This window comes from Streptosporangium sp. G12, from assembly GCF_052983175.1.
In genome coordinates, this window is sequence record NZ_JBRIQO010000003.1 from 11840 (window position 1) to 37885 (window position 26046).

Here is a 26046-nt window from a genome sequence, read left to right on the forward strand (position 1 = left end):
CCGCCCCCTCCGGCGCCAAAGAAAGATCTTTTTTCCCCAAAGCTCTTACATGTAGATATATGTCGTACCAGAGATCATCCGGCATTACACGCGCGGACCCCGATCGGCGGTGCGAGGGGAAGGAGAAGCGGAAAGGGGAGAAGCCACGATAATCGGGCTATGCGGTTCGACATCCTCGGTCCCACCCGGATCCGGCTCGACGGCGGGCGCGTGGTCGCCGTGGGCGGGCAGGGGATGCGCGCGCTGCTCGTGATGCTCCTCCTCGACGCGGGGAGGGTGGTGACCACCGAGCGGCTGATCGGCGGCCTGTACGGCGACGATCCGCCCGCGAGCGCCGCCAACGCCCTGCAGTCCCAGGTCTCGCGGTTGCGCAGGACGCTCGGCGTCCAGGAGATGATCGAGTTCCACCCGGCGGGATACCGGATCGCGGCCGGTGCCGACGCCGTCGACGCCCACCGCTTCGAACGGCTCGCCGCCGAAGGCCGCCGGGCCCTGGCCTCCGGCGAGCACGGCAGGGCCGTCGGGCTGCTGGGCGAGGCCCTCTCCCTGTGGCGCGGGCCCGCCCTCGCCGACGTGGGGGAGTCGCCGTTCGCCCGGGCGCCCTCGGCCAGGCTGGAGAGGCTCCGGCTCGACTGCGTGGAGGACCGCGTCCAGGCGGAGCTGGAGCTCGGCCGCCACCGCGAGCTCGTCGCCGAGCTGCAGGAGCTGACCGCGGCCCACCCCTTCAGGGAGCGGCTGCACGGGCAGCTGATGCGTGCCCTGTACAACGCGGGCAGGCGGGCCGAGGCCCTGGAGGTGTACGAGGGGGCCAGACGGATCCTCGGTGAGGAGTTCGGCGTGGACCCGTCGGCGGAACTGGCCGCCGTGCACCTGGCGGTACTCAGAGCCGACCCCGCCCTGACCGGTGCCTCCGGCGACGGCACGGCCGACGTCGCAGCCGGCGGTGCCGCGCCCGTCCGATCGGGTCTGTGGGCCCCGCTGACCAGTTTCGTCGGCAGGGAGGACGAGATGTCCAGGCTCCGCGCGCTGCTCGGCGAGGCGAGACTGGTCACCCTGGTCGGTCCCGGCGGCGCGGGCAAGACCCGGCTGGCCGGTGAGGTCGCCGCGGGGGAGCGGGGCGACGTGTGCTTCGTGGAACTGGCCCCCGTCCTCGGCGAGGGGGAGGCGGCCCAGGCCGTCCTCGGCGCGCTGGGCGTCCGCGACGCCGGCCTGTTCCCCGGCTCCGCCCGCCCGATGCCCGCCCCCCTGGCCAGGCTGGTCGCGGTGCTGGCCGACCGTCCCGTGCTGCTCGTCCTGGACAACTGCGAGCACCTGGTCGCGGAGGTCGCCGAGCTCGCCGACCGCCTGCTCGCCGCCTGCCCGGGGCTGCGCGTCCTGGTCACCAGCAGGGAGGCGCTCGGCATCACCGGAGAGGTGATCCACCCGGTCGCGCCGCTGCCGGTGCCGAGGGCGGGCACCGCCGCGGGAGAGGCCCTGGCCTACCCGGCCGTGCGGCTCTTCGCCGACAGGGCGGCGGCGGTGCTTCCGGGCTTCCGCGTCGACGACGCCAACGTCGAGCAGGTGCTGGGCATCTGCCGGGCCCTGGACGGGCTGCCGCTCGCGCTGGAGCTGGCCGCGGCGCGCCTGCGTTCCCTGCCGGTGGCCGAGGTGGCCTCCCGGCTGGACGACCGGTTCCGGTTGCTGTCGCGCGGCAGCCGCACCGCGCTGCCCCGGCACCAGACGCTGCGCGCCGTGGTCGCCTGGAGCTGGGACCTGCTCGACGGCGACGAGCGGTCGCTGGCCGGGCGGCTCACCGTCTTCGTGGGCGGCGCGACGCTGGAGGCGGCCGGGCGGGTGTGCGGGCTGCGCGAGGACGAGGCCGTCGACCTGCTGAGTTCCCTCGCGGAGAAGTCGCTCGTCGAGCGGGTGGGTGAGCGCTACCGGATGCTGGAGACCATCCGCGTGTACTGCGCGGAACGGCTGGCCGAGACCGGCGAGACCGAGGCGCGCCGCGAGGCGCACGCCGCGTACTACGCGGACCTGGTGGCCACGGCGGACTCCCACCTGCGCGACGCCGGGCAGCTGGAGTGGCTGCGGCGGCTGGACGAGGAGCACGACGACCTGCACGCCGCGCTGCGCTGGGCCGTCGACACCGGCAGGACCGGGCTGGGGCTGCGCCTGCTCGCCGGGCTCGCCATGTACTGGTGGCTGCGGGGCCGCCGCTCGGAGGGCGCGGCCATCGCCGCCGACCTGCTCGCCGCGATCGGGCCGGTCCCCGCCGAGGGCGCGACCGGGGCCGCTCCGGCCGGGGGGCCGGCCGGTTCCGCACCGGCGGAGCGCGCGATCGGGCTCGCGCCGTTCGGGGACGTGACGGGGTCCGCTCCGGCGGGGAGCGCGACGGCGGCCGTTCCGGCCGAGGGGATGGAGGAGGAGTACGCCATGTGCGTGCTCGTGGCCTCCTCCGGGGAGACGCGGTCGCCCAGGCATTTCGCCCTTCTGGAGACGATCGTTCAGATCATCCCGCCGATCGACCTGCCGTACCGGTGGCCGTTCCTGGGCATGCTGTGGCCGATGTTCACCGGTCCGCCCGACTTCCTGCCGGAGGAGCCGAAGGTTTTCGTCATCGCCGACCCGTGGCTGCGGGCGCTGTCCCACTTCGGCTACGGCTACTTCTACCGGTACGGCGGCGACGCCGGGAGCGCCGAGCGCTCCTTCGGGGAGGCGCTGGAGCTGTTCCGGTCCCTCGGGGAGCGCTGGGGGAGCGCGCTCACGCTGGCCGAGCTGGCCGGGCTCGCCGACCTGCGGCAGGACAGGGACGCGTCGCGCGCGCTGGGCGGGGAGGCGCTTCGCCTGGCGGAGGAACTCGGGTCGGACGAGGACATCGCGGAGCTCGTCTGCCGTGGGGCCGCGGGGACCGTACGCGACGGCGACCTCGCGACCGCCCACGCCGAGTACCTTCGCGCGATCGACCACGCCCGCCGGGCGGGAGCCCCCGACGTGATGGCCAAGGTCCACCACGGTCTCGCCGAGATCGCCAGGCTTCGCGGGAACCTGGACGAGGCGCTCGACCTCGCCCTCCGGGCCCTGGAGCTGTGCACGCAGGAGTGGTACAGCACCGAGGAGGTCCGGTTGCGCATCATCGTCGACCTGGGCCGGATCACCGCGTCGGGCGGAGACGGCGCCGGGGCGAGGACCTGGTACCGCAGGGCACTGGAACCGGCGCTGCAGCGTTACCCCCTGGTGGCGGGCTCGGCGATCGAGGGGCTGGCGGAGGTCGCGTTGCTGGAGGGCGACGTCAGGAGCGCGGCCCGGCTGCTGGGCGCGGCCGCGGCCCTCTGCGGCACCGCCGCGGCGGACTCCGGCGCCGGTGTCACGCCGGCCGTCCGCGCCCGGATGGGCGACGCCGCGTACGAGGAGGAGTGGCGCGCGGGAACCCGGATGTCGCGGAGCGGGATGCTCGCGATGCTCGCCCCGTGACCCCGGCCTGACGGCCCGGACGACCCCGGCGGCCCGGACGGCCCGGACGGTCACGGCCTGGACGGCCCGGACGGTCCCGGCACCGGGCCGGCCCGACGGGGATGGAGGCGTGGACGGCACGCGTCCTCGTCGGCGACACGCGCCCCCGGTGCGGCGGGCGTCAGCGGGAGGTGCGTGGGCCGTCAGCGCCGCCGGTCACGATGACGGGCATGAACGATCAATCTCCGGTCACGGGGCGCCGCAGGTGGGCGACCCTCGCCGTCGCCTGCCTGGCGGCGCTGCTCCTGTCCGTCGACGTCACCGTCCTGCATCTCGCCCTTCCCCAGCTGGTCGCCGACCTGCGGCCCTCGTCGACCCAGATCCTGTGGATCGGCGACGCGTACGGCTTCGCGCTCGCCGGGTTGCTGATCACGATGGGCAACGTCGGCGACCGGATCGGCCGCAGGCGGCTGCTCCTCATCGGCGCCGCGGCCTTCGGCGTGGCCTCGGGGGTGACCGCCTACGCCCCCACCCCCGAGCTGCTCATCGCCGCCCGCGTCCTGCTCGGGGTGGCGGGTGCCACGATCATGCCTTCGACGCTGTCGATCATCCGCAACGTGTTCACCGATCCGAAGGAGCGGACCACGGCGGTCGGCCTGTGGAGCGGGATGGGCGCGGCCGGGTTCGCCCTGGGACCGGTCGTCGGTGGCCTGCTGCTCGACCACTTCTGGTGGGGCTCGGTCTTTCTGATCAACCTGCCGGTGATGCTGCTCATCCTGCTCGCCGGCCTCGTCGTGCTCCCGGAGTCGCGCAACCCCGCCGCGGGGCGGGTGGACCTCGTGAGCGTGCCGCTGTCCATCGCCGGAGTGATCGGCGTGATCTACGCTGTAAAGGAGGCTGCCGTGCACGGCCTCACCGGTGCCGGCGTCCTGGTGCCGGGGGTCGTCGGGATCGCCGCCCTGGCGCTGTTCGCCCGGCGGCAGACCCGGCTCGCCGACCCGCTGATCGACATCCGCCTCTTCCGGCGCCGGGCCTTCACCGCCTCGGTCGGTGCCAACCTCGTCGCCATCTTCGGCATGTCCGCGCTGTCGCTGATCTTCGCCTGGTACTTCCAGCTCGTGCTGGGCTGGTCGCCCCTGCGGGCCGGTCTCGCGGGACTGCCCGGGGGCATGTCGGCGGCGGTCGGCGGGGTCCTGGCGGCGGGGCTGATCACCCGCTGGGGCCGGGCCAGGGTGGTGGCGCTCGGCCTGGCGATGGCCGCCGCGGGCTTCGCCTGCTACAGCCAGACCGCTCTCGACACTCCCTACCTCTACTTCCTCGCCCCCATGATCGTCTGTGGGGTGGGCATCGGGCTGACGTTCGCCGTGACCAACGACACCGTGCTCGCGAGCGTGCCCAGGGAGCGGGCCGGCGCCGCGGCGGCGATCTCCGAGACCTCCTTCGAGCTGGGCGGCGCGCTGGGCATCGCCGTCCTGGGCAGCGTCCTCACCGGCGTCTACCGGGGAGAGCTCAGGCTTCCGGCGGGGGTGCCCGGCGAGGTGGTGGGCCCCATCGGGGAGTCGCTGCCCACCGCCCTGGAGGCGGCCGCGGCACTGCCCGCCCGGCTGGGCGGGGCCGTCGCCGAAGCCGCCAGGCTGGCCTTCGTCGCCGGGGTCCACGTGACCGCGATCACCGCCGCGGTGACGATCGCCGTACTCGCGGCGGTCTCGCTCGTCAGCCTGCGCGGCGTCCCCGACGTGATCCCCGAGGAGCTTCTTCCCGAGCCGCGTCGGTGACTCGTGCGGCGCCGTGCGAGCGCCGTACGAGCGGCCGTGCGGATGTCCGGGTGTGGACGCTTCGGGTGAGGACGCCCCGTGCCAGGGCGTCCGCCATCGACGGCGGCGACGGCGGCGACACCGTGTCCTGACCGCCCGCCGTCCGGCGAAGCCTCGTCGCGGGGGCGCCCGGTGTGCTGAGAGCGCTCTCATGTGGATGCCGCACCCGCTGGCGTGGGCGCGGCGATGCGCCTGGTGGAAGCGGATCGCGAGCGGTGAAACGCCCGTAGATCACATGTCGGCTCGAGAGAGCGCTCTCGCGAGGGTATTGACTCGGCTGTGTCACAGCGTCAGGATCTGCGCAGTGCGGACTCGGGGGATTCGCCACGCCCATCGCAGTGCCTGAAGAACGGATCCTCGATGATCAGACCCTTCGCCCGACCGGGCGCCCGCCGGAGCGGACTCGCGGTGCTGGCGAGTCTCGCCGTCCTGTCAGCGGGTGCCACCGGGATTCCGAGCGCGGGCGCCGAGACCGCGACGGGCGGCCGGCAGCCGGTGATCGGCAAGCCCGCCCTGGACTCCCGCGGCTGCGCCCGCATCGAGAGGAAGCTGCCCACGCTCTCCGAGTGGCCCAAGGTCGAAAGCAGGATCGGGCGGAACCGGTCCGACGAGAAGCGGGTGGCGAAGATCCTCGCGGGCATGACGCTCGCCGAGAAGGTCGGCCAGATGACCCAGCCGGAGATCGCCGCGATCACCCCCGACGAGGTCAGGCAGTACTTCATCGGCTCGGTGCTCAACGGCGGCGGCTCCTGGCCGGGCAAGGACAAGCACGCCACGCAGCAGGCCTGGCTCGACCTCGCCGACGCCTACTGGAACGCCTCCGTCGCCACCCGCGCGAAGATCCCCGTCATCTGGGGCATCGACGCCGTCCACGGCGACAACAACGTCTACGGCACGACGGTCTTCCCGCACAACATCGGGCTGGGCGCCGCCCAGGACCCGTGCCTCGTGCGCGACATCGGTGCGGCGACCGCCCGGCAGATGCGCGCCACCGGCCAGGACTGGGCGTTCGCGCCCAGCGTCTCCGTTCCCCAGGACGACCGGTGGGGCCGCACGTACGAGGGCTTCTCCGAGGACCCCCGGATCACCCGGGCGTACGGGTACGAGGCCGTCAGGGGACTGCAGGGCAGGCACCCGCGCGGCATCGGCCAGGACGGCGTCATCGCCACCGCCAAGCACTTCATCGGTGACGGCGGCACGCTCAAGGGCGTGGACCAGGGCGTCAACCCCGCGTCCGAGGCCGAGATGATCAACGTGCACGGCCAGGGCTACTACGGAGCCCTGGCGGCCGGGGCCCAGAGCGTGATGGTCTCGTTCAACAGCTGGACCAACGCCGAGCTCGGTATCGCCGAGGGCAAGCTGCACGGCAGCAAGCGCGCCGTCAACGACATCCTCAAGCAGAAGATGGGCTTCGACGGCGTCGTCGTCTCCGACTGGAACGGCATCGGCCAGGTCGCCGGGTGCACCAACGCGAGCTGCCCCCAGGCGATCAACGCGGGTATCGACGTGGTGATGGTGCCCAACGACTGGAAGGCGTTCATCACCAACACGATCGCCCAGGTCGAGAGCGGCGCGATCCCGGTGGCGCGCATCGACGACGCGGTGACGCGCATCCTGCGGGTGAAGCTGCGCGCCGGGGTGCTCGACGGTCCCAAGCCGTCCAGGCGCGCCTTCGCCGGGTCGGCCGAGGCGCTGGAGTCGAAGAGACTCGCCAGGGAGGCCGTGCGCAGGTCGCAGGTCCTGCTCAAGAACAACGGCAGGGTGCTGCCGCTGGCCGCCGACTCCAAGGTCCTGGTGGTCGGCAAGAGCGCCGACAGCCTGCAGAACCAGACCGGCGGGTGGACCCTCACCTGGCAGGGCACCGGCAACGTCAACGCCGACTTCCCCAACGGCACGACGATCCTCGGCGGCCTGCGCGAGACGCTCGGCGAGGCCGACGTCACCTTCAGCGAGACCGGCGACGGCGTCGACCCCTCGGCGTACGACGCGGTCATCGCGGTGATCGGCGAGACGCCCTACGCCGAGGGCGTGGGCGACCTCGCGCGGCGCACGCTGGAGGCCGCCAAGATCTACCCCGCCGACCTCGCGGTGCTCGACAAGGTCACCGGCAAGGGCGCGCCCGTCGTCACCGTCTACGTCGGCGGCCGGCCGCTCTGGATGAACAAGGAGCTCAACCGCTCCGACGCCTTCGTCGCCGCGTGGCTGCCCGGCACCGAGGGCGGCGGCGTCGCCGACGTGCTCGTCCGGGGCGGGCACCGTGACGGCTTCACCGGCAGGCTGCCGTACTCGTGGCCGAAGAGCGCCTGCCAGTCGCCGCTGAACCCGGGCACCGAGGGCTACGACCCGCTGTTCCCGCTCGGGTACGGCCTGCGCGACGGCCAGAGCGGGTCGGTCGGGACGCTCGACGAGACCGCGCCCCCGTTCGGCTGTGGCGAGCAGGGCGGTGGCGGCGAGGCGAGCGAGGAGCTGGAGATCTTCAACCGGACCGACATCGCGCCGTACAGGGGCTTCATCGGCTCCCCGGAGAACTGGGGCGGCACCGAGATCGGCGCCGACGGCCAGGCGGCGCACGCCGAGATCGGCGTGGTGCAGTCGGACGTCAACGTGCAGCAGGACGGCCTGAAGGCGACCTGGACCGGCACCGGTCCCGCCCAGCTCTACATGCAGGACCCGGCGGGCGGTACGGACCTGCGGGGCTACCTCAACGCGAAGGGGGCGCTGGTCTTCGACACGATCGTCCACCAGCCCCCGGCCGCCAGGACCGTGCTCAGCGTCCACTGCGTCTACCCGTGTTTCTCCGAGGTGGTGGCGACCTCCCTCTTCCAGGGGCTTCCGGTCGGTACGAAGTCGACCGTCAAGATCCCCATCGCCTGCTTCGCCGCGGGCGGCCTCGATCTGGAAGTGGTCAACACTCCGTTCCTCGTCTACACCGAGGGGGCCTTCTCCGCCTCGTTCGCCAACGTCCGCTGGGTGCCGCAGGCGGCCGACGACCCCGACGCGAAGAAGTGTGAGGACCTGACCTAGGAGTCCGAAGACGACGTGGCCGGAGGGGCTCGCCCCCTCCGGCCACGTCACGCGTCCGGAGAACTCCACGGCTACCGGCGGGGGCTCCGGGGGACGCGGCGGGCGTCAGTCGGTGGGCAGGAGGGTCCCGAGCGGCCCGAGGTCGAGGTTGAGATCGGACGGAGAGAGCCCGAAGCGCTCGCACAGCTCGGTCATGGCCTCCTCGAGGCGCATCAGCGTCACGCCCAGCACCTCCACCTGCTCGTCCGACAGGTCTCCCTGGTCCATCCGGCGCACGCACTGGCGTTCCACCAGCTGCCGTATCAGCTCGACGAGGGTGAGCACGAGGCGGGTCAGATCCCGCTCGACGGCTTCCGGATCGGTGTTCACCCGCCACCGGACGGCCCGCGCCGCTCCTCGCGCGTTTCCGGCCGTGCCCGCGGGCGCGGTTCGCGTGACCGTGAACCTTCTCGCGGCGGGGCGCGGCCGCTCCCGGGTGACGCGAGGGTCCTCCGTGCCGCGGAGGTCCTCCGCGAGGGGGTCGCCGGGGAGGCGGGTCACGGCGGGCCTCCTTCCCCTGGGGCCCCTGAGGTCCCTGAGGTCCCGAGGAGTGTGACCGCACCGGGTGGCCGGGCGGACGGGATCGGGTCGGAGTCCCGTACGGAGGTGATCAGGGCGCGCAGGGAGATGCGGACGAGGTCGATGTCGGCGATGGACAGCACGAGGTCCCCGCTCACGACCACCCCGCCGGCCAGCAGCCGGTCGAGCAGGTCCACGAGTGCCACGCGCTCGGGGGGAATGCGCCCCTGGGCGGCGAGCTCGGCGCCTCGCGGCCGGTGGTCACGGGTCATCGGACGTCTCCGCGCGGGCCGGGCCGAGGTCCATCGAGGTGAAGGAGTACGGTGCCCAGGGACCGGTGAGCTGCATCTCGATCCCCTGGCTCCGCAGCGCGTCGACGGCCGCGGTGAACTCCTCGCGGCGGTCCTCGTCGACGAGGTAGGCGCCGTTGAGCAGCATCACCTCCTCGCGGCCGGACAGTTGCGGGTCCTGCGGCCGGTGGCGGTGGCCGGCGACCGAGACGGACACCAGGGCGGCGTGGATGTCCTCGGCACGCCGCGCCGCCCGGCGCCAGGCGTCCTCCCGGCCGCGCAGGCTCGCCCGGCGGCGTTCCAGGTACGCCCTTCCCGGGCTGTCGGTCTTCGCGGGCGCCTCCTCGGCGCGAGGGGCGTCCGTGCCCGGTTCGGCGTACGCCTTCACCCCCCACTCCCTGCACCCGGTGACGTGGGCGAGCACCTCGGTGAAGTCGTCGTGCCTGCGCCGGAGCAGGTCGCGGACCTGGTCCTCGGTGCTGTAGACCGTCACCAGCCGGACCGGGGCCGTGGGAGCCTCCTCCGCCACGGCCTCCACGACGCGGTTGTGGGCGCGGGCCGTCCCCCCGACCCAGTCCAGGTCCTCCAGGGAACGCCGCAGCGGCTCCTCGCCGAACTCCTCCAAAGGCACCGGGCTCACGTACGCGACCAGGCCCTGGTGGGTGATCGCGCGCACCGGCGCTCCGGCCACGCCCACCACGTGATCCGGGAGGACGCGGCCCACGTCCCGGGCGATCGCGTAGAGATACGTGCCCGCCTCAGGCATCGCGCTCCTCCCTCGGCCTTCCGGCCCTTCTCGTCTCCCGGGCGTCGTCGGGCGAACGGGTGCCCTCGCCCCTGCCGAGGGAACGGCGCCGGGTGACCTGGCCGTCCTCCACGGTGGCCAGCCGCTCGCGGAGGACGCGGTTCTCCTCGACCAGGTCGCGGTCGCGGGAGGTGAGCCACGGATCGTGTTCCCACCAGTCGATCCCCAGTTCCCGCGCCGTGTCGACCGAGGCGATGAGCAGGCGCAGCTTGATGGTGAGCAGCTCGATGTCCAGCAGGTTCACCCGGATGTCGCCCACGATCACCACACCCCTGTCGAGCACCCGCTCCAGGATGTCGGCGAGGTTGCCGGACGACTCCCGCCCGCCGGGCGTCGCCCCGCCGTAGGACCGCGGGAAGGCGCCGCCGGGTCGCGTCACGTCGGCCACGTCAGCCCGCCTCGCCGCTGTCCGCCCGGCCGCGCCTGTAACGCCTCGTCCTGCGGTACGACAACAGGTCGCCGGCGGGGTCCATCTCGATCTGGTAGAGCGACAGCATGTCGCCCGACGAGGGGACGTGACGGTCCTCGACGACCTCGACCTCGACCAGCCAGCCGTCCTCGGTCCGTCGCACCAGCGTCACCCCCTCCGTGTCCTTCGCGGTCAGGCTGACGATGTGCCGCAACCCGGCCGCCCCGGCGGTCGCCGCCGACAGGGCGGGGGAACGCCGCCGCGGCTCCTTCGCGGGCTCGTCCTCGTCCTCGTCGAGGTCCTCGTCCAGGTCCTCCTCGTACGGTTCCTCGTTCTCGAAGGCCTCGTCACCGGCGGTTCTGTAGGAATCGTCGGCGGAGCGTTCCTCACGGGTTCTGCGCCTGACAGGCACGCGATCACTCCCCTCGTCGTCTCCGTACCGGTGCGGTCGTACCGGCTAGGCGATCATCTCTGCGAGAATCCGCTCCGCCGCCGCGGCCTCCTCCTCCTCGGAGATCTCGCCACAGGCCCTGGCCTCCGCCAGTTCCTCCAGACGGCGCCTGACCGCCGCGGGACTCCGGAGTTCCTGCTCGGCCTGCTCCTGAAGCAGCTCCGCGAGCCGGATCAGCCCGCGCAACGGCGCGAACGGCAGCCCGAGGATCAGTCCCAGCGGTTCCACGATCGATCACCTTCCTTCACGTTTTGACGAAGTCGTACGCCGCCAGCGGGCCGAGCAGGCGCAGCTCGACACGGTCGGCCCACCGGGTCCGGAACTCGTCCAGGGCCTGCTCGATCTCCGGCCGCCGGTCGGTGTCCGCGAGCAGGGCCACGTGGGCGGCGTCCCGCTCGTGGGTGGGCTCGCGCACGACGATGGAGACGCAGAGCGGGTCGAAGGTGTCGACCAGCGCGCCGGTGTCGGCCTCGCGCTTGGCCGCGATCGACGTGTTGACCAGCTCTCCGATCCGCATCCTCGTGTCCCACGTCGCCTCCTCGGGGCGTCCGCGGATCTCGTCGCGCAGCCGCGCGATCTCCGGGTTCTCGTCGAGCACCTCCCGCAGGACGGCCTGCTCGACGTAGCGCCCCTTCACGACGTACTCCACGCGTCCCTCCAGCTCGTTCAGCGTGGCGAGGAACTCGTCGTGGTGGGGGGCGAGCAGTTCGTCGACGACCGCCCGGGCGTCCGTCACCACCGCCCCGAAACGCAGGGGGAGCACGGGCACCTCCGCGGCGGTGGCGTCCAGCAGCCGCTGGTGGGCCACGAGGTCGTCCGGCCTGCCGAGGGGGCGGTCGGTGGAGACGTCGCTCACCAGGGCGGCGATCTCTTCGTGGCGTACCAGCTCGACCGCGTTGGGCGGGTCTCCCACCCCCCGGGTGCCCGGGGTCAGCTCGACGTCGGAGGGAATGATCCCGTACACGTAGGTGCCGGTCACGCGCCCGGGGGCGTCGGGTCCTCCGGGCCGGGCCGCGGCGGCCCGATCACCGCGACCGGTGTCGTGCCGTCCGGCCGTCCTGGGGGCCTCGGTCCTGGACCTGCCGGTCCGGACCGTTCCGCGCTTTTCACTGGAACCGCGCATCTCACTCCTCCCTGCGCCGCTTGCGGCGGGGCGCCGGCTCGCGCTCCCCGTCGGCCTCCGCGAACTCGTCCTCGCCGGACTCGCCGCTCGTCAGGCCGCGGATCTTCTCCCCCGCCGTGTCCAGCAGTCCCTGCGTCGCACCCTTGACCTTTTTCCTGCTGCCGCTCTCCGTCATGCCCTCCACCAGCTCCGGCAGCCCCTTCTGGTTGCCGGTCTGGGTGAGGTCGAGGCGGTTGACGGCCTCGGCGAAGCGCAGGTAGGTGTCGACGCTGGCCACCACGACGCGTGCGTCGATCGTCAGCAGCTCGATCCCGACCAGGGAGACCCTGACGTAGGCGTCGATCACGAGTCCCTTGTCGAGGATCGTGTCGATGACGTCGGCCAGGCTCGATGAGGACCCGTGGCCGCTCACCCCGCCGCCCGAGGGCTGAACGATGGTCATGGCGTTTCCTCCCTGGTCTCCCCGGTCACGTACGACTTGCCGCCCTGCGGCGAACGGGGCGCTTGGGCGCCTCCTCGGCGTTCTCGGGACCTGCGGCGCCGCGGCGGCGCGACGGGCGCCTGGGCTCTTCCTCTTCTTCTTCCTCCTCGGGCTCCTCTTCCTCGTCGGCCGCGCGCTCTTCTTCGGGCTCCTCTTCCTCTTCCTCTATCTCGCCTTCTTCCTCCTCCTCGTCGGCCGCGCGCTCTTCTTCAGGCTCCTCTTCCTCTTCCTCGCCCTCTTCGAATTCGTCCTCCTCGGGCTCCTCGCCGGTCTCGGCGCGATCCCGCTCAGGGCCTTCGGACCTCTCCTCCTCGGCCTTCTTCTTCTCCTCTTCCTCCTCGCGGAGTGCCGTCTCCTGGTCCTTGACGACCTCGCTGTCGCGGATCTCGCCGCGCCACCCCTCCAGTTCGTCGGGATGCAGGAGCACCCGGCTCATGACGTGCCGCCGGAAGTGCTTGAGCTCGAGGCGCGCGCGCCTGCCCTGGGCGCGCCACAGGTTGCCGGTGCGCTCGAAGAGGCCCTGCGGGTAGTACTCCAGGACGAGCAGGATCCGCGTGAGCTCGGGGGCGACCTCGTGGAAGGTCACGGCGCCGTCGACATGGCCCTTCTGCCCCTTCGACCGCCAGATGATCCGCTTGTCCGGCAGCTGTTCGAGGATCGTCGACTCCCAGATCCGGCGGGACCAGAAGACCTTCGCCGTCCACTCCAGTTTCTCGTCGGACTTCTGCTCGACGCCCTCGACCTTCTTCATGAAGCTCGAGAAGTCGCCGAACTGGGTCCACTGGTCGTAGACGACACGTACGGGGGCACCGACGTCGATCGACTCGATGATGTTGGTCATCTTCAGCTTCCCGCTCTGACCACCCTTGCCGCCCCCGGTGAACTTCTTGACCAGGCCGCCGACCGCCATCTTGCCCAGCCCCTTCACCATGCCTCCGGCGATCGCCGTTTTGGGGTGTTTGGAGCCGGTAAGCGCGCTGATCAGACTGGATCCACCGCTTCCGGCGTAGTCGGTCAGCCGGCCGGTCACGCCCTCGACCTTTCCGCTCACCGACGACAGAGCCCGCTCTCCGAGGGCTCCCATGAGGTTGTGGAACTCCTGGCTGATCCGGTTGGCGGGCGGCTCGCCGCCGCCCTCACGGTCGGGACGCTTCTTCGAGGTCTCGGCCATCTAGGTCACCCCCGTGCCCTGACGGGCGTCGGCTTGCTGCGGGAAGAGGCCGATCCGCTTCGGGAGGGCGGCCGGCGCTTGGCCTTGGGCCGTGGCTCCTCGTCCTCTTCTTCGTCCTCTTCTTCGTCCTCTTCGTCCGCTTCATCCTCCTCGTCGCCGGAGTCCCGGGGTTCCTTCCGGGTGGGCTTGGCCGCACCACGGCGCTCGGCGGAGGCGGGACGCCTGCGGACGGGCGGGGCTTCCTCCTCTTCCTCGTCCTCTTCCTCCTCGTCCCGCTCCTCCTCGTCGGTCTCCGGCTCCTCTTCGTCCTCCTCGTGTCGCCGGGCCTTCCTGCGGGACAGGATGCCCTTTATGCGCCCGCGGCGTCCCTTAGGCTCCTCGCCTTCCTCGCCCTCCTCGGGCTCCTCTCCCAGGTCCTCCAGGTCCTCCAGCGGGTTGCGCAGGGACTCCGCCCGGTCGCGAAGCCTGGTGCTCAGCGAGTCGATCTGCCTGCTCACCGCGGCCTTGGCGGCGGCCTTGCTCGCGTCCACGAGATCGCCCCGGATACTTTCGGTGATCTTCGCCAGTTCCGGGGAGGAGCTGAGCACCTTCAGCCCCTGCTGGAGAAGGTCGCCCTGGCCGGAGCTCAACCGGCCGGTCGCTCCGGCGGCGGCCAGTGCCATCGCCAGTCGTAGCTTCTGGCGTCGCCCCAGGAGGTAGCCGCCGGCTACGGCGAGGGCTATTCGTACTTCATTGTTCACGATCATCACTCCTTGTCGGCGGTCTCGTCGTGCGCTCCACCTCCCTGAGAGTTTTCACCGGCACATCGCTGAGGAAGGCGGCATCGATGATTTTTAATGCCCTTTCTTTTAAAGGCATAAAATCATTATATTTCGTAAGCTATGTGTCTCCTTACCCTGAAAAATCTGAATAACGGTATATATGGGTAAAAAGGTAACAAAAGGGGCATTGCTCTGGTCGGGGGCGTTCCGCGAGCTCTTTCGGGTCCTCCGCCGGAGTGGGCGCGCCCGTGTGGGGCAGGTGGGAGGCGTGTCCGCCCGAACTCGGCGGCCCGATCGCCGGGGGCCCGCCATCCCCACGGGGGTCGTTGATCGCCGGCGGCCGTGACCTCGACCGGTGGCGGCGGCTCATGACCGGCTTGTGAAACTTTGTTGCGGAACATAATCCGTCGTTATTGTTAATGCCGCGCCGAATGGGTACGCGCGCCGTTCATCGATTCATGTCATGGCGGGGGAGGATCCTCCGCGCCCGTGCCGCCGACCCTCACCGGCCCCGGCTCCGGGCCTTCTCCGCCCCGCCCCGGCCCTTGATCATCTCCCTTCCGGCCTCGGCTTCGGTTCCCTTTTCTCCTCGCCCCGGCCGCGACCGGAGTCAGGTCCCTTTCCGTCCCGGCCGTGCCGGGGGCGGCCGGAGTCCGGCCCGGGGCCGCTCGGGAATGCCGCGGGGCGTGGCCGGCGGACCCCGCACCGGTGCCGGCCCGTTAGCGACACGGTTCAACGCGTGGTGTGGTCCGGGGATCGTCCGGTCCGGAGAAAAAGGGAGAGGGAAGGCCCGTCCGGCCTCTGTTCCGAGGCTGAGGTTGAGGGTTCAATGATGTCGGGAATCCAACAGCGGCAGTGTGTAACAAGTGAAGCCGGGTTCCTGGAAAGATTTGGTCAATTTTTCGCAGATTGGGAGAGTCGAGAGAGGAGAGAGTTGCCTGGAAAACGGGCACAACCACCTCGTTAACCCGTAAAGCGGAGGTATAGCCCTGGTGAAAAGATCGAGGGCCGGGTTCGCCGTGACGGCCGTGGCGGTCGTCTCCGCCATGGTCGGCGGGCTCACGGGATGCGCACGTGCCGAGTTCACCTACGTTCGCCACGACGACGGGCAGACGTACTTCAAGGTTCCGGCGACCTGGCGGAAGGTCGACCAGGCGGCGCTGGACAAGGCGACCATCGGGGCCGATCCCGAATCGGCCACCGCGCGGCTGCGCAAGCAGCTCGTCTGGTCGGCCGCCTACGACGCCCACGCCGAGCCGTCCGCCGACCACCTTCTCGGCTACGGCACCGGAGACGAGCCGTTCGTCTTCGCCCGGATCGCCAAGCTCCTCCCCGAGGAGCAGGACTCGCTGTCCCTGAACACCATGCGCAACTCCGTCCTGCCCGTCACCGAGACGGTGCGCAAGCAGTACGCGGAGATTCCCGGTTATCCGCTGCGGGACTTCGAACTGCTCGCCGACGAGGTGCTCCAGCCGGGAGACGGCCTGCGCGGGGTGCACGTGCGGTTCAACTACGCGATCCAGGGGGCCGGGATCGAGACCTTCGACCTCACCTCCTACCTGGCCCAGGACGGCAAGCAGATCTCCACCCTGCTGATCCGTTGCTCGGCCGCCTGCTACCGGAAGCGCGCCGGGGAGTTCGAGAAGATCGCGCAATCTTTCAAGGTCAAGCGGCTCGCCGGGTGAGGAGAAGCCCGTCCATGAAGTCACCTCCACCGCCTCCCAACTTCGAAGGACTCCGGGCTCCCGGCTCCGGTCCGACGGATCCGCATCCCGACAAGCGCAAGAAGATGCCGTTCTGGGACCGGATCAAATTCCTGCTCATCCTTACGATCATCTATTTCGTTCTGGTGTGGAGTGAGATGGCCTCGTACGAGGGCATCATCACGTTCCGGGATGCGATGATCATCACCGCGATCGCCGCACCGTGGATCTTCTGGCTCCTCGGGGCCGAGTTACTGCGGCAACTCCACTTCTTCGTCAGCGAGCGGTCCGCCGGGTACAACCGGTTCTGGACGCGTGGCGTGTTCGGCGGCTTCGAGCGCTGGACCCATCGCCGCTTCTCCGACTGGAACCGCTTCAGGATGGCGCGCGCCATCAAGTGGATGTTCTGGATCGCGGTGCTCGCCCTCATCCTCGGCGAGGTGCTGGACACCTCCCCGGCGCTCGCGCTGTTCCAGGCACCCGCCCTGCTCTGGCAGGCCCTGCCGTACGTGGCGCAGCTCGCCTTCGCGTTCTTCTTCATCGCCTTCCAGTTCATCGGCCTGTTCTGGCTGCTGTCGCGGGGCGGCGTGGAGACGTACTTCCCCGACGACATCAAGACCCGCTTCACCGACGTCTGGGGCCAGGACCACGTCGTCGAGCGGGTCAAGGAGAACATCGTCTTCCTGGAGAGGCCCGACGCGATCGAGGAGCGCGGCGGCTACGTGCCCAGCGGCCTGCTGCTGTGGGGCCCGCCGGGCACCGGCAAGACCTTGATGGCCGAGGCCGTGGCCGGGGAGACCGGCAAGCCGTACGTGTTCGTCGATCCCGGCGCGTTCGTCAACATGTTCATGGGCATCGGCATCCTGAAGGTGAAGTCGCTGTTCAGGAAGCTGCGCAAGCTCTCACTGCGGTACGGCGGCGTGATCGTCTTCTTCGACGAGGCCGACTCCCTCGGCAAGCGCGGCTCGCTGGCGCAGCAGGGACCCCGGGGCGCCCCCGGGTTCTCCCCGCACACCGCCGGATGCCACGGCTTCGGCTACCTCAGCGAGGACACCCGCTGGCTGCTGACCCGTCAGGGCGCGGCCGGACCGAAGGAACCCGACACCGGCCGCAGCCGCTTCATGATGGGCGGCATGGGCGGGGGCGGCGGCGACCCCGGCACGCTGCAGGCGCTGCTCACCGAGCTGTCCGGCCTGAAGAAACCGAGGGGCATCGTCAACCGGCACGTGCGGAGGCTCTTCGGCATGCGGCCCAAGCCGCCGCCGAAGTACCGGATCCTGGTCATGATGGCCACCAACATGCCCAACTCGCTGGACGAGGCACTGCTGCGGCCGGGCCGCATCGACCGCATCTACAAGGTGGGCTACCCGTCGAAGGCGGGCCGGGTCCGCACCTACCGCGGTTACTTCGACAAGGTCGACCACGAGCTGACCGACGCGCAGCTGGACAAGCTGGCGACGATCACGCCCTACGCCACCGGTGCCACGATCAAGGACCTGGTCAACGAGTCGCTGATCACCGCGATCCGCGACGGCCGGGAGACCATCACCTGGTCGGACGTGACCCGCGCCAAGCGGCTCAAGCAGCTCGGGCCCCCCGAGGACGTGGAGTACATCGAGCGCGAGCGGCACGCCGTGGCCGTGCACGAGGCCTGCCACGCCGTGGCGGCGTACCGCACCCGCTACCACCTCGAGATCGACATCGCCACGATCGAGAAGGGCGCCGACTATCTCGGCATGGTCGCGAGCATCAAGCCCGAGGACCAGTTCACCCGCTGGAAGTCCGAGCACGAGGCCGACATCATGGTCTCGCTCGCCTCCCTGGCGGGGGAGCGGATGTTCTTCGGCGACGACAACTCCTCCGGTGTCTCCGGCGACCTGTTCTCCGCGACGTACCTCACCGCGCTGATGGAGGCGCACTGGGGCATGGGCCGCGGGGTGACCTCGGTGCCCGCGCTGCAGGAGCTGGAGATCCTGGGCGGCAAGTCGATGCCCAAGCCCGGCGGCGGGGGGATCGGCTTCACCAAGGCGCCGGGCGGCAGCCAGCCGCTCGCACCCGACGTGCTGGGCGAGCGCATCGAGTTCAACCTGGTGGGCCTGCTCGACCGGACCGAGGAACTGCTGCGCGAGCACCGGCGGGACGTCCTGTGCCTGGCGCACGCGCTGGAGGCGCACAAGACGCTCAACGGTGACGACGTGGTCGCGATCCTGGAACGCAGGCGGGGGCCGTTGATCGACGGCTCCATCTATCTCTCGGAGGACTTCTACGACGAGATCGAGGAGTATCACCTGGAGGCGGCGCGGGCGCACCGCGAGCACAGCCACGTGGCGCGCGCCCTGCCCGTCCCGCCGGCGCTGCCCCGGCTCGAACCCGCCGCGGTCGTCCACGGCGCGGTGCTCACGGGCAACGGTCACGGTTCCACGGTGTCGAGCACGGTGCGGAACACGATGCCGGGTACGGTGCCGACCGCTGTGTCCCCGGCGTCCCCGGCGTCCCCGGCGGCCATGACCGAACCCGACTTCGTGCCCTGGGGCGACGACACCCCGGTGCGCCCGTCACCGCCGTCGCCCGCGCCGCCGCCCGCCGCCCCCGCGGCGCGCGGCGGGAAACCGCGGACGGTGCTCGTGATCGCGGCCAGCCTGGCCGCGCTGGCGATCTTCACGGCACTGGGCACCTACGCGCTCAACGGCGGGACGGTCGCGCTGGGCCGGGCGGGCTCGCCGGATTCCGGCACGCTCGTGGTGGTGCTCGTCGCCGTGCTGGCGGCGATCGTGGGGGCGGCGATCGTGGCGGCGGTCACCCGGGGGTCGCAGGCGGCCAGGGCCAGGGCCGAGGCCCAGCGGGACAGTGCCGTGGAACGGGCCCAGCTGCTCGCCGCGGCGATGGACCCCGAGGTCGCCATGCGGATCCTCGGCTACAACGGCGACGACGAACGGCCCTCGCGCTGAGGATTCCCGGTGGATCGCGGGGTTTCCAACAGGTGACGTAGAAGCGAGGCGACGAGCGACGAGGTAACGAGCGACGGCGACGGACGACGAGTGACGGACGACGAGCACAGCCCGCCGGGCCGAGGCCGCGGGCGGGCTGTGGTCGGAGGTTCCGGGGAAACCGTGAGGCAGGTCTCCCCGGAGGTCCGTCAGTCGAACTCGCCGTCCTTCACGCCGCCGACGAAGGCGTCCCACTCGCTCCGGGTGAACGCCAGCGCCGGGCCGCCCGGATCCTTGGAGTCGCGGACGAGGTAGAGGTGGTCGGATTCGGCCTTGTGGACGGCGACCGCCGCGCCACCGGGGACGACCGCCACCTCCACGCAGTTGCCTCCGTTGGTGCTGCGGACGCTCTTACGCCACTGGGCGCCGGACAGATCCATCGTGGACCCTCGCACTTTTTCTTCCTTCGGGTACTAGGGGGTGGAAAACCTTCTCGCCATCTGGGCGATGAAGGCCGCCGACGCCTCCTGACTGAGAGCCATGGCGCAGAGGCTCTCGAACATGGAGGCGTATCGGCTGACTTGCTCGGGGTCGTCCGGCACGTTCCCGCTCGCGGCCTGCTCCAGGTAGAGCAGGTCGGGATCCTCCGGTTCGGGGAAGCTGAGCAGGCAGAACTGGCCGTCCATCGCGGGGTGCGCCCCCGCGGAGAACGGGACGACCCGGATCTCCACGTTGGGCAGCCCGCTGAGGTGGACGAGATGCTCCAGCTGCTCCGACATGATGTCGCGACCGCCGATCCGACGCCGGATCACCGCTTCGTCGAGCACGGCCACGAGGTGGATCGGGTCACCGGGCCCGTGCAGCAACCGCTGACGCGAGATGCGCACGGAGACCGTCTCCTCGACCTTGGAGGGGGTCGGAACAACTGAGGTCGCCTCGGTCACCGCGCGTGCGTACGGTTCGGTCTGCATCAGGCCGGGGACGACCAGCGGCTCGTACGAGCGCACGAGCGACGCCTCCGCCTCGAGCCCGATGTAGGAGTCGAAACCGGGTTTCAGGGTCTCGCGGTGGGGGTGCCACCAGCCCCGCCTCCTGGCTTCGACGGCCATCTGGATCAGGGAGTCTCGAGCCTCCCCGGTCACGCCGTACACATCGGTGAGGGCCGACACGTCCGAGGGGCGAGGCCGGGACAGGCCCGTCTCGTACCTCCAGACGGTGGTGTCGGTGGAGCCGATCCGCTCTGCCACCTCCACCCGTGTCAGGCCGCTGTCCTTTCGCAGACGGCTCAGTTCAGCCATCAGACGGCGATGACGGGCCGTGGGGCTGCGTCGAGAAGCCACGCATCTACCTCCCTCCGTCCTTTGATAGCAAATCTGCGGAATCCCAACATGAGGTATTGCAGTCCTTGATAGAACAGTTCACCGTGAGTGAGTGTGCCATCTCACAGGGCGATGTGTATGGAATATGCGTGTCAGGGAGTGAGGTCAATCATGACGACCGGACGGCGGGCCGTCTCACCCCGATCAACGGTGACCCTCAAAGGGGTTCCGGAGTCGGTGTCGGTGGCGCGGAGCCGGGTCAGGGAGCTCCTCGGTGAGGGGCATCCCGCGTCCGACGACGTCGTCCTCCTGGTGAGCGAGGTGGTGACGAACTCGGTGCTCCACTCCGGTTCCGGAGGGGGCGGCGAGGTCGCGATGACGGTGGCGGTGGGGTCGGCCGCGGTGCTGGTCGAGGTCTGCGACGCCGGGTCCGGGGCGTCGGCGCCGCACGTGCGCAACGACCCGGAGGCGGAGGGCGGGCGGGGCATGTTCCTGGTCGATCTGCTCGCCGACAACTGGGGCATCCAGGACGAAGCCCCCGAGGGGTCCAGGACGCTCTGGTTCGAGGTCGTCTTCTGAACCTCTCTCGCTTTCACCCCGCTCCTGGCCAGGGCGCGGAGCCGAGTTCCCGCCGCTCCCAAAATTTGGGCCTTTGCTAATCAACGCGGCTGTTTGACTCTCGGTGGAGGCACGCGACAAAACCCTAGAGTGCGTGCCTGAGGAGGACGCAGGTGAGACGCCGTCTGATCGTGGTGTTCGCCGCCCTGGCGCTGTTGTGCCTCGGTGTGACCGGGGCGGGAGCCTCGGCCGAGCCACAACCGAACAGCCAGTACAAGGTCCAGGGGCCGAGCACCGCCCAGCAGCGAAGCGCGGTGGCCGCCACCGGTGCCGCGATCGACCAGGTCGACCCCGACTCGGTCGTGATCACCGCCAGCGAGGCCGAGGTCGCCGAGATCAAGAAGCTCGGCCACACCGTCACGAAGATCCCCAGGTCGTTATACCCGACCGGGCCGGAGCAGCGCTCCGACTTCCCGTCGGCGGACTCCGGCTACCACAACTACGCCGAGATGACCGCCGCGGTGAACCAGATCGTCGCCGACCACCCGACGATCGCCCGCAAGATCAGCTACGGCACCTCGTACGAGGGACGCGACCTGATCGCCGTGAAGATCAGCGACAACGTCGCCACGGACGAGAACGAACCCGAGGTGCTGTTCACCCACCACCAGCACGCCCGCGAGCACCTGACCGTCGAGATGGCGATCTACCTGCTCAACCTGTTCACCGACGGGTACGCCACCGACAGCCGCATCGCCGGCCTGGTCAACGGCCGCGAGATCTGGATCATGCCGGACCTCAACCCCGACGGCGGCGAGTACGACATCGCCGCGGGCTCCTACCGCTCCTGGCGCAAGAACCGCCAGCCCAACTCCGGTTCCTCGGCCGTGGGCACCGACATGAACCGCAACTGGGGCCACAACTGGGGCTGCTGCGGCGGCTCCTCCGGCTCCCCCTCCAGCGACACCTACCGGGGCTCGGCGGCCGAGTCGGCCCCCGAGGTGAGGGCGGTGGCCAACTGGGTGCGCAGCCGGGTCGTCGGAGGCGTGCAGCAGATCAAGGCGCACATCGACTGGCACACCTACAGCGAGCTGATCCTGTGGCCGTACGGCTACACCTACAACGACACCGGCCCCGGCCTGACCCAGGACGACCGCGACGCCCACGCGGCCCTGGGCCAGAACATGGCCTCCACCAACAACTACACCCCCCAGCAGGCCAGCGACCTCTACATCACCGACGGCACGATCGACGACTGGCTGTGGGGCGTCTACAAGATCTTCAGCTACACCTTCGAGATGTACCCGGTCAGCTCCTCGCCGGGCTTCTACCCCCCCGACGAGCAGATCGTCCCGCAGACCACCCGCAACCGGGAGGCCACGCTGCGCTTCCTGGAATACGCCGACTGCGTCTACCGGATCATCGGCAAGGAGTCGCAGTACTGCGGCACCGGCACCCCGCCGGTGACCGTCTACTCCGACGAGTTCGAGACGGCGACCGGCTGGACGACCAACCCGTCCGGCACCGACACCGCCACCTCCGGCCAGTGGGAGCGCGGCGACCCCGAGGCCACCACCTCCAGCGGCGCCAAGCAGCTCGGCACCACCGTCAGCGGCACCAACGACCTGGTCACCGGCAGGCTCGCGGGCACCGCCGCGGGCGACCACGACATCGACGGAGGCATCACCAGCGTCCGGTCACCGGCCATCACCCTGCCGTCGACCGGGACGCTGAACCTGTCGCTGTCGTGGTATCTGGCGCACGGTTCCAACGCCTCCAGCGCCGACTTCCTGCGGGTCAAGGTCGTCGGCTCCACCACCACCCAGGTGTTCCAGCAACTCGGCGCGGCCTCCAACCGCAACGGTGCCTGGACCGTGGCCACGGCCGACCTGTCCGCCTTCGCGGGGCAGAGCGTCCGGATCCTGGTCGAGGCCGGTGACGCCTCCGGCGCCTCCCTGGTCGAGGCCGGGGTCGACAACGTCAAGATCACCCAGCAACCCTGATCCTCCCTCGGGGCGTCCCCACCGGGGGCGCCCCGGGCTTCAGGCGCGGCAGACCAGCTCGCCGTGGAGCAGCGACAGCCAGCCGTCCGGCTCCCCGGCCCAGGTCCGCCAGCCCTCCGAGACGCGGCGCAGGTCCTCCTGGGTGGCGGCGCCCGAGGCGAGCGCCTGGCGGGCCATGTCGGACTCCAGGATCCGCTCGGCCCACATGCCGCCCCACCACGCGCGGTCGTCGGGAGTGGCGAAGCACCAGGTCGAGGAGGTGGCCGAGACGTCGGTGAACCCGGCCGCGTGCGCCCACGACAGCAGCCGCCGTCCCGCGTCGGGTTCGCCGCCGTTGGCCCTCGCCACCCTCTGGTACAGGTCCAGCCACTCGTCAAGCTCGGGCGTCTCGGGGAACCAGGCGAACGCGGCGTAGTCGCTGTCGCGCACCGCGACGATCCCGCCCGGCCTGCAGACCCGCCGCATCTCGCGCAACGCCCGGACCGGGTCGCCGACGTGCTGCAGCACCTGGTGGGCGTGGACGACGTCGAAGGTGTCGTCGGGAAACTCCAGCGCGTGCGTGTCCGCCACGGCGAACGCGATGTCGGAGCGCCCGCGCCGCGCCGCCTCCGCGCGGGCCGGCCCGAGTGCCGCCTCGGTGATGTCGACCGCGGTGACCGCGCCGGGCGCGATCCGCTCCGCCAGGTCGACGGTGATGGTGCCCGGCCCGCAGCCCACGTCCAGCAGCGTCATGCCCGGCCTCAGGTGCGGCAGGAGGTGGGCCGCCGAGTTCTCCGCCGTACGCCACCTGTGGGACCTGAGCACGGACTCGTGGTGCCCGTGCGTGTATGTGGCGTCCTTGCCGGTCATGGGGTCCTCCCCGTTCTCGTCCGCTGGTCGGACCATAACACGGGTCTCATATCTCAAGAAAAATAGTCTCACTATATGAGCATCGTGAATGTGCCCCGACGCCCCCCGCGAGTGGCGTCGGGGCATGCGACGGACCGGTACCGGCACGTCCGGCCGGTACCGGGCGACGTCAGGGACGTCGGGCGCGTCAGAGGCGGAACTCCAGGTCGGGGACGATCTCGGCGACGTCCATCTGGGCCTTCTGAAGCCTGCCCGAATGGTCCCAGTTCATCGCCTGCCACCGGGTGAACTGGTCGAGGACCCACACCCCCGACTGGCGGCTGCCGTTGCCCGACTTGCCGTTGCCGCCGAAGGGCAGGTGGGCCTCAGCGCCGGAGGTGGAGTTGTTGACGCTGACCATGCCCGCGCCGATGCCCTCGCGGAAGCGGAAGGCCGACGCCGGGTCGGTGGTGTAGATGGACGAGGAGAGCCCGTAACCGGGGAGGTTGGCCAGGTCGACGGCCTCGTCCAGCGCGCCGAAGGGCGTCACGCCGACGATGGGGCCGAAGGTCTCCTCCAGGAAGAGCCGGTCATCGGGACGGACGCCGTCCACGACCACCGGGTGGTAGTAGAGGCCGCCGTCCCCGGTGAAGTCGCCGCGCGGATTGTCCGGGGTGATGCGGCCGACGGGACCGGAGACGACCGCGTGATGCGGCTGGATCCAGCCCAGGTACTCCTCGTAACGCGAGGCGAACCTCCGGTCGAGCAGCGGCCCGCACAGCACGTCTCCCGCGGGGTCGCCGACCGCGGCCCCGGCCACGGCGCGTGCGTACCGGCGGAGGAACTCCTCGTGGACGCTCTCGTGCACGATCACCGTGCCGAGCGACGTGCAACGCTGCCCGGCGGTGCCGAAGCCGGCGAACAGCGCGCCCTCCACGGCGAGGTCGAGGTCGGCGTCGGGCATGACCACCATCGGGTTCTTCCCGCCCAGCTCCAGGCAGGGGGACTGCAGGTGGCGCCCGCACAGCTCGCCGACGCGGCGGCCCACCTCGGTGGAGCCGGTGAACCCGACCTTGTGCACCGTGCCCTCGGCCAGCGCCGCCTCCAGGCCCTCGAACGTCGCGGCGCCGTCGGCGAGGACCAGGTTCAGCACGCCGTCGGGCAGACCGGCCGCGGTGAACAGCCGGTAGAGCGCGTGCGCGGAGGCCGCCGCGTACTCGGCGGGCTTCCACACCACCGCGTTGCCGCACAGCAGCGCCGGGACGAGGTACCACGACGGCACCGCGACAGGGAAGTTGCCCGCGGTGATCACCGCGGCCACCCCCACGGGGACCCGGAAGGTGAACAGGTTCTTGTCCGGCATCTCGGAGGGAACCGTCTGCCCGTACAGCCGCCTGCCCTCGCCGAGGAAGAAGTCGCACGTGTCGACGATCTCGCGTACCTCGCCCAGCGCCTCGGCGTACGGCTTGCCGATCTCGCGGGTGACCAGGCGGGCCAGCTCTTCCGCGTTGGCCTCCACCAGGCGTCCGATCGAGGCGATCACCCGTCCCCGGACGGGCGCGGGGACCCGCGCCCACTCCCGCTGCGCGGTGGCGGCCGTGCGGCACGCGGAGGAGAACGTGCTCGCGTCCGCCAGCCGGACCCGCGCGACCACCTCGTCCACGCGAGCCGGGTTGACCGACTCGTAGGCCGTGCCGCTGGACGTTTCTTTTCCGCCGATGACGGAGACGATCTCGCTGGTCACCTTCGACCTCCCGGTGTCGACCTGTGACCGCATTCTCCCCGCGCCGGGGGAGACCGTCACATCGACCGGGAGGGCGTTCGCGTCATCTTCCCCAACGGCCCGTCCGTCACGGTGTCCGTCGCAGCGTCCGTCACGTCATCCGCACGCCGCCCGTCAGACCATCCGGAAGTCGGCGAAGTCGAAACCGGGGGAGACGACGCAGCTCACCAGCACGCCCTCGGCCCCGGCCGGGCGGGCGGCCTGCCAGGTGCCGCCGGGCACCACGGCCTGGAGGACCTGCCCCTCCTCCACCAGCGGCCCCAGGGTCACGGTGCCGGAGGGCCGGCCCTCATGACCGCCGAGGATCAGCGTCAGCGGGCCGCCCCGGTGCCAGAACCACACCTCGTCGGAGGCGACCACGTGCGGGCGCGACTCCTCGCCCGGCTCCAGCAGGAAGTAGATGCCGGTGGCGGTGGCCCGCGTGCCGGCGTACCCGGGCGGGGCGAGGTCGACGGAGGTCCTCCAGGTCTCGCGGAACCAGCCGCCCTCGGGGTGCGGCAGCAGGTCAAGGGCCTCGGCGAGCGGAGGGCGCGAAGGGGTCGTCATCGCACCGATTCTAGGGACCCGGTCCCGGAGGGCGTGCCGTGGGACGGCCGTCGAGGA

Annotated in this window: 22 protein-coding genes; 7 read left to right on the top strand and 15 right to left on the bottom strand. The window is 71.0% G+C overall.

What is annotated here, in order from left to right; all coding sequences use genetic code 11:
* Window positions 1–159: 159 nt before the first annotated feature.
* The 3 genes from ACVCAG_RS05205 to ACVCAG_RS05215 all read left to right on the top strand — a co-directional run bounded on the left by ACVCAG_RS05205 (window position 160) and on the right by ACVCAG_RS05215 (window position 8273).
* On the top strand, window positions 160–3456 hold the full coding sequence (locus tag ACVCAG_RS05205; protein ID WP_447189535.1) for a BTAD domain-containing putative transcriptional regulator: 3297 nt from the start codon (window positions 160–162) through the stop codon (window positions 3454–3456).
* A 209-nt stretch (window positions 3457–3665) separates the two neighbouring features.
* Complete coding sequence (locus tag ACVCAG_RS05210) at window positions 3666–5210, top strand: MFS transporter (protein ID WP_440082202.1); 1545 nt, start codon at window positions 3666–3668, stop codon at window positions 5208–5210.
* A 399-nt stretch (window positions 5211–5609) separates the two neighbouring features.
* The gene (locus ACVCAG_RS05215; protein WP_440082203.1) at window positions 5610–8273 is read left to right on the top strand and encodes a glycoside hydrolase family 3 N-terminal domain-containing protein; all 2664 of its coding nucleotides are present in this window, start codon (window positions 5610–5612) and stop codon (window positions 8271–8273) included.
* A 105-nt stretch (window positions 8274–8378) separates the two neighbouring features.
* Here ACVCAG_RS05215 and ACVCAG_RS05220 read toward each other — a convergent pair whose 3' ends face one another.
* From ACVCAG_RS05220 to ACVCAG_RS05265, 10 genes are read right to left on the bottom strand one after another with little or no spacing between them, the layout of a single operon-like run.
* Window positions 8379–8813, bottom strand: coding sequence for a gas vesicle protein GvpK (locus ACVCAG_RS05220; RefSeq protein ID WP_440082204.1), 435 nt, complete (start codon window positions 8811–8813; stop codon window positions 8379–8381).
* On the bottom strand, window positions 8810–9103 hold the full coding sequence (locus ACVCAG_RS05225) for a gas vesicle protein GvpJ (RefSeq protein ID WP_440082205.1): 294 nt from the start codon (window positions 9101–9103) through the stop codon (window positions 8810–8812). The genes ACVCAG_RS05220 and ACVCAG_RS05225 overlap by 4 nt, the downstream gene beginning before the upstream one ends.
* Window positions 9093–9887: a GvpL/GvpF family gas vesicle protein gene (locus ACVCAG_RS05230; protein ID WP_440082206.1), complete on the bottom strand. Its 795-nt coding sequence runs from the start codon at window positions 9885–9887 to the stop codon at window positions 9093–9095. Before ACVCAG_RS05230 ends, ACVCAG_RS05225 begins: the two co-directional genes overlap by 11 nt.
* Window positions 9880–10314: a gas vesicle protein GvpJ gene (locus tag ACVCAG_RS05235; protein ID WP_440082207.1), complete on the bottom strand. Its 435-nt coding sequence runs from the start codon at window positions 10312–10314 to the stop codon at window positions 9880–9882. The genes ACVCAG_RS05230 and ACVCAG_RS05235 overlap by 8 nt, the downstream gene beginning before the upstream one ends.
* A 1-nt stretch (window position 10315) precedes the next feature.
* Window positions 10316–10747, bottom strand: coding sequence for a gas vesicle protein GvpO (gvpO, locus tag ACVCAG_RS05240; RefSeq protein WP_447189536.1), 432 nt, complete (start codon window positions 10745–10747; stop codon window positions 10316–10318).
* Between the two features lie 45 nt (window positions 10748–10792).
* A complete protein-coding gene (locus tag ACVCAG_RS05245) occupies window positions 10793–11014 on the bottom strand; it encodes a gas vesicle protein GvpG (RefSeq protein WP_440082209.1) in 222 nt (73 codons plus the stop codon).
* A gap of 16 nt (window positions 11015–11030) precedes the next feature.
* Window positions 11031–11909 (bottom strand): GvpL/GvpF family gas vesicle protein, encoded by an 879-nt coding sequence (locus ACVCAG_RS05250; protein ID WP_447189537.1) that lies wholly within the window; start codon window positions 11907–11909, stop codon window positions 11031–11033.
* Between the two features lies 1 nt (window position 11910).
* The gene (gvpJ, locus tag ACVCAG_RS05255) at window positions 11911–12351 is read right to left on the bottom strand and encodes a gas vesicle protein GvpJ (protein ID WP_440082211.1); all 441 of its coding nucleotides are present in this window, start codon (window positions 12349–12351) and stop codon (window positions 11911–11913) included.
* A gap of 25 nt (window positions 12352–12376) precedes the next feature.
* On the bottom strand, window positions 12377–13561 hold the full coding sequence (locus ACVCAG_RS05260) for an SRPBCC family protein (RefSeq protein WP_447189538.1): 1185 nt from the start codon (window positions 13559–13561) through the stop codon (window positions 12377–12379).
* A 5-nt stretch (window positions 13562–13566) separates the two neighbouring features.
* Window positions 13567–14301, bottom strand: a complete 735-nt coding sequence (locus tag ACVCAG_RS05265) for a hypothetical protein (protein ID WP_447189539.1) — start codon at window positions 14299–14301, stop codon at window positions 13567–13569.
* Between the two features lie 1013 nt (window positions 14302–15314).
* Between ACVCAG_RS05265 and ACVCAG_RS05270 the strand changes: the two genes are divergently transcribed.
* Both ACVCAG_RS05270 and ACVCAG_RS05275 read left to right on the top strand, forming a co-directional pair.
* A complete protein-coding gene (locus ACVCAG_RS05270; protein ID WP_440082214.1) occupies window positions 15315–16007 on the top strand; it encodes a hypothetical protein in 693 nt (230 codons plus the stop codon).
* A 14-nt stretch (window positions 16008–16021) separates the two neighbouring features.
* Window positions 16022–18973, top strand: a complete 2952-nt coding sequence (locus ACVCAG_RS05275) for an AAA family ATPase (RefSeq protein WP_447189540.1) — start codon at window positions 16022–16024, stop codon at window positions 18971–18973.
* A 188-nt stretch (window positions 18974–19161) separates the two neighbouring features.
* On the opposite strand, the gene ACVCAG_RS05280 is transcribed toward ACVCAG_RS05275, so the two are convergent.
* The gene (locus tag ACVCAG_RS05280; protein ID WP_440082560.1) at window positions 19162–19392 is read right to left on the bottom strand and encodes a DUF397 domain-containing protein; all 231 of its coding nucleotides are present in this window, start codon (window positions 19390–19392) and stop codon (window positions 19162–19164) included.
* A 33-nt stretch (window positions 19393–19425) separates the two neighbouring features.
* Entirely contained in the window at window positions 19426–20250 is an 825-nt protein-coding gene (locus ACVCAG_RS05285) for a Scr1 family TA system antitoxin-like transcriptional regulator (protein WP_440082216.1), read from the bottom strand.
* Window positions 20251–20442: 192 nt separating this feature from the next.
* Between ACVCAG_RS05285 and ACVCAG_RS05290 the strand changes: the two genes are divergently transcribed.
* Window positions 20443–20850, top strand: a complete 408-nt coding sequence (locus tag ACVCAG_RS05290) for an ATP-binding protein (RefSeq protein WP_440082217.1) — start codon at window positions 20443–20445, stop codon at window positions 20848–20850.
* A 152-nt stretch (window positions 20851–21002) separates the two neighbouring features.
* Entirely contained in the window at window positions 21003–22832 is a 1830-nt protein-coding gene (locus tag ACVCAG_RS05295; RefSeq protein WP_447189541.1) for a M14 family zinc carboxypeptidase, read from the top strand.
* A 39-nt stretch (window positions 22833–22871) separates the two neighbouring features.
* Here the strand turns inward: ACVCAG_RS05295 and ACVCAG_RS05300 are convergent, their stop codons facing one another.
* The 3 genes from ACVCAG_RS05300 to ACVCAG_RS05310 all read right to left on the bottom strand — a co-directional run bounded on the left by ACVCAG_RS05300 (window position 22872) and on the right by ACVCAG_RS05310 (window position 25989).
* Window positions 22872–23681 carry a class I SAM-dependent methyltransferase gene (locus tag ACVCAG_RS05300; RefSeq protein WP_447189542.1) on the bottom strand — a complete coding sequence of 270 codons (810 nt, stop codon included), beginning with the start codon at window positions 23679–23681 and terminating at the stop codon, window positions 22872–22874.
* 187 nt (window positions 23682–23868) lie between these two features.
* Complete coding sequence (locus tag ACVCAG_RS05305; protein WP_440082220.1) at window positions 23869–25404, bottom strand: aldehyde dehydrogenase family protein; 1536 nt, start codon at window positions 25402–25404, stop codon at window positions 23869–23871.
* Window positions 25405–25557: 153 nt separating this feature from the next.
* Window positions 25558–25989: a cupin domain-containing protein gene (locus tag ACVCAG_RS05310; protein ID WP_447189543.1), complete on the bottom strand. Its 432-nt coding sequence runs from the start codon at window positions 25987–25989 to the stop codon at window positions 25558–25560.
* Between the last annotated feature and the right edge of the window lie 57 nt (window positions 25990–26046).

Excerpts from the sequence above, each read along its gene's own strand:
- ACVCAG_RS05275 (WP_447189540.1), top strand. The coding sequence starts at position 16,022 with ATGAAGTCACCTCCACCGCCTCCCAACTTCGAAGGACTCCGGGCTCCC.
- ACVCAG_RS05230 (WP_440082206.1), bottom strand. The coding sequence starts at position 9,887 with ATGCCTGAGGCGGGCACGTATCTCTACGCGATCGCCCGGGACGTGGGC.
- ACVCAG_RS05205 (WP_447189535.1), top strand. The coding sequence starts at position 160 with ATGCGGTTCGACATCCTCGGTCCCACCCGGATCCGGCTCGACGGCGGG.
- gvpJ (WP_440082211.1), bottom strand. The coding sequence starts at position 12,351 with ATGACCATCGTTCAGCCCTCGGGCGGCGGGGTGAGCGGCCACGGGTCC.
- ACVCAG_RS05310 (WP_447189543.1), bottom strand. The coding sequence starts at position 25,989 with ATGACGACCCCTTCGCGCCCTCCGCTCGCCGAGGCCCTTGACCTGCTG.
- ACVCAG_RS05300 (WP_447189542.1), bottom strand. The coding sequence starts at position 23,681 with ATGACCGGCAAGGACGCCACATACACGCACGGGCACCACGAGTCCGTG.
- ACVCAG_RS05280 (WP_440082560.1), bottom strand. The coding sequence starts at position 19,392 with ATGGATCTGTCCGGCGCCCAGTGGCGTAAGAGCGTCCGCAGCACCAAC.
- ACVCAG_RS05260 (WP_447189538.1), bottom strand. The coding sequence starts at position 13,561 with ATGGCCGAGACCTCGAAGAAGCGTCCCGACCGTGAGGGCGGCGGCGAG.
- ACVCAG_RS05210 (WP_440082202.1), top strand. The coding sequence starts at position 3,666 with ATGAACGATCAATCTCCGGTCACGGGGCGCCGCAGGTGGGCGACCCTC.
- ACVCAG_RS05285 (WP_440082216.1), bottom strand. The coding sequence starts at position 20,250 with ATGGCTGAACTGAGCCGTCTGCGAAAGGACAGCGGCCTGACACGGGTG.
- ACVCAG_RS05215 (WP_440082203.1), top strand. The coding sequence starts at position 5,610 with ATGATCAGACCCTTCGCCCGACCGGGCGCCCGCCGGAGCGGACTCGCG.
- ACVCAG_RS05225 (WP_440082205.1), bottom strand. The coding sequence starts at position 9,103 with ATGACCCGTGACCACCGGCCGCGAGGCGCCGAGCTCGCCGCCCAGGGG.
- ACVCAG_RS05290 (WP_440082217.1), top strand. The coding sequence starts at position 20,443 with ATGACGACCGGACGGCGGGCCGTCTCACCCCGATCAACGGTGACCCTC.
- ACVCAG_RS05250 (WP_447189537.1), bottom strand. The coding sequence starts at position 11,909 with ATGCGCGGTTCCAGTGAAAAGCGCGGAACGGTCCGGACCGGCAGGTCC.